Genomic DNA, 2858 nt, shown 5'->3' on the forward strand with positions numbered 1-2858 from the left:
ACCTTCGCCAAGGTCTTCAAGTCCGAGGTCCAGCCCGTGGAGATCGCCGGAGCGCTCCAGCGGGAGTGCGACAACAACGCCACCATCTGGAACCGTGACCGGACCGTCGTGCCCAACGACTTCATCGTGGAGCTGAGCGCGCCGGACTACGAGCGGCTCAGCCCCTACTCCGGGCAGCTCGGCGACGAGCTGGCCGGCATGGTGCGCGACTACGCCAAGCAGCAGCGCTACACCTTCATGGGTCCGATCAAGGTCAACCTGGAGAAGGCCGAGGACCTGGACACCGGCCTGTACCGGGTGCGCTCGCGCACCCTCGCCTCCTCCAGCAGCCAGCAGGCGGCACCCCAGCCGTCCGCCGGACGCCCCGCGCAGAGCGCCCCGGGCGGGTACGGCTACCCGCCGGCCGCCCCCGCGGGCGCGCCCCCGATGCCGGCCGCGCCGCCGCCCGGCTCCCGCCCCGGCGGGTACGGCTACCCGCAGCCCGCCACCCAGCGACCCGCCGCGGCACCGATGGGCGGCGCGCGCACCCGCTACTGGATCGAGATCAACGGCACCCGCCACCAGATCTCCCGCCCGACGCTGGTGCTGGGCCGCAGCACCGACGCCGACGTGCGGATCGACGACCCCGGCGTGTCCCGCCGGCACTGCGAGATCCGGACCGGAACGCCCTCCACCATCCAGGATCTCGGTTCCACCAACGGCATCGTGGTGGACGGGCAGCACACCACCCGCGCTACGCTCCGCGACGGCTCGCGGATCGTCGTGGGCAGCACCACCGTTATCTATAGGCAAGCCGAAGGGTGAAGCGGGGGCAATGTCAGAGCTGACCCTCACGGTCATGCGGCTGGGTTTCCTGGCCGTACTGTGGCTGTTCGTGATCGTGGCCGTGCAGGTCATCCGGAGCGACCTGTTCGGTACGCGCGTCACCCAGCGCGGATCGCGTAGGGAGGCGGCCCGGCCCCAGCAGTCCGGCCGCCAGCAGACCCGGCAGCAGGCCACGCCGCCGCCGCAGCGCGCGCAGCAGGGCGGCGGCCGCCGGGGCCGCAACGCCCCCACCAAGCTGGTCGTGACCGAGGGCACGCTGACCGGCACCACCGTCGCGCTGCAGGGCCAGACCATCACCCTGGGCCGGGCGCACGACTCCACGATCGTGCTGGACGACGACTACGCCTCCAGCCGCCACGCCAGGATCTACCCGGACCGCGACGGACAGTGGATCATCGAGGATCTCGGTTCCACCAACGGCACCTACCTGGACCGGTCCCGGCTGACGACCCCCACGCCGATCCCGCTGGGCTCGTCGATCCGCATCGGCAAGACCGCGATCGAGCTGCGGAAGTAGTGCTACGTCATGAATAAGCGCGAGCGGAGCGAGCACGCTGCGGCAGACCGCCACCCGGTCTCCGGCGCGCTCCCGACCGGAGGGTGGGCAGTGTGGCTCGACACGACCGGCTGTACCCGGAGCCGACGGGCGAGGTGCGCATGAGTCTGTCACTGCGCTTTGCCGCCGGATCGCACAAGGGCATGATCCGGGAGGGCAACGAGGACTCCGGTTACGCCGGTCCGCGCCTGCTCGCCATCGCCGACGGCATGGGCGGCCAGGCCGCGGGCGAGGTCGCCTCCTCCGAGGTGATCTCCACCCTGGTCACGCTCGACGACGACGTGCCCGGCTCCGACATCCTCACCTCCCTCGGCGTGGCCGTGCAGCGCGCCAACGACCAGCTGCGCGCCATGGTGGAGGAGGACCCCCAGCTCGAAGGCATGGGCACCACCCTGACCGCGCTGCTGTGGACCGGCCAGCGGCTCGGCCTGGTGCACGTCGGCGACTCGCGCGCGTACCTGCTGCGCGACGGCGTGCTCACCCAGATCACCCAGGACCACACCTGGGTGCAGCGGCTGGTGGACGAGGGCCGGATCACCGAGGAAGAGGCCACCACCCACCCGCAGCGCTCCCTGCTGATGCGCGCCCTGGGCAGCGGCGACCACGTCGAACCCGACCTGTCGGTCCGCGAGGTCCGCGCCGGCGACCGCTACCTGATCTGCTCCGACGGCCTGTCCGGCGTGGTCTCCCACCAGACGATGGAGGAGACCCTCGCCAGCTACCAGGGCCCGCAGGAGACCGTGCAGGAACTGATCCAGCTCGCGCTGCGCGGCGGCGGCCCCGACAACATCACCGTCATCGTCGCCGACGTGCTCGACCTGGACACCGGGGACACCCTCGCCGGCCAGCTGTCCGACCAGCCCGTCGTGGTCGGCGCCGTCGCCGAGAACCAGCACCACCTGCACGACAACGGCATCATGCAGACCCCGGCCGGCCGCGCCTCCCACCTGGGCCGCCAGGGCCAGGGGCACGGCGGCGGCGAGTTCGGCCCGCCCGGCTCCGGCGACACCGCCGGCTACGCCCCGGCCGGCGGCTTCGACGAGTACGCCGAGGACGACCTGACCAAGCCGCGCAAGCGGCGCAGATGGCTCAAGACCTCGCTCTACGGCGCCCTCGCCCTCGCCGTCGTCGGCGGCGGCCTGTACGGCGGCTACCGCTGGACGCAGACCCAGTACTACGTCGGCGCCAAGGACGAGCACGTCGCGCTGTACCGCGGGATCAGCCAGGACCTGGCCTGGGTGTCGCTGTCGAAGGTGGAGAAGGACCACCCCGAGATCGAACTCAAGTACCTGCCGCCGTACCAGCAGAAGCAGGTGAAGGCCACGATCGCGGAGGGCGGGCTGCAGTCGGCCCGTACCAAGGTCGACGAGCTGGCCGTGCAGGCCTCCGCCTGCCGCAAGCAGGCCGAGCGCAAGGCGGCCGATGCCGCGAGGAACGCGGAGAAGAACGCCCAGAAGGGCGCCGGGAAGACCGGCGG

General features: G+C 71.9%; 3 protein-coding genes. All 3 read left to right on the top strand.

The window, feature by feature from the left end; all coding sequences use genetic code 11:
• A partial coding sequence (locus tag IE312_RS35745) for an FHA domain-containing protein (RefSeq protein ID WP_229900846.1) occupies positions 1-804 on the top strand: 804 nt, incomplete at its 5' end.
• Between the two features lie 10 nt (positions 805-814).
• On the top strand, positions 815-1342 hold the full coding sequence (locus tag IE312_RS35750) for an FHA domain-containing protein FhaB/FipA (protein WP_189986493.1): 528 nt from the start codon (positions 815-817) through the stop codon (positions 1340-1342).
• Between the two features lie 140 nt (positions 1343-1482).
• Positions 1483-2858, top strand: a 1376-nt coding sequence (locus IE312_RS35755; protein ID WP_229900847.1) for a Stp1/IreP family PP2C-type Ser/Thr phosphatase, incomplete at its 3' end; no start/stop codon positions are given.

The organism is Streptomyces capoamus, assembly GCF_014654935.1.
GTDB lineage: Bacteria > Actinomycetota > Actinomycetes > Streptomycetales > Streptomycetaceae > Streptomyces > Streptomyces capoamus.

Coding starts and splice junctions, on each gene's coding strand:
- IE312_RS35750 (WP_189986493.1), top strand. CDS start 815: ATGTCAGAGCTGACCCTCACGGTCATGCGGCTGGGTTTCCTGGCCGTA.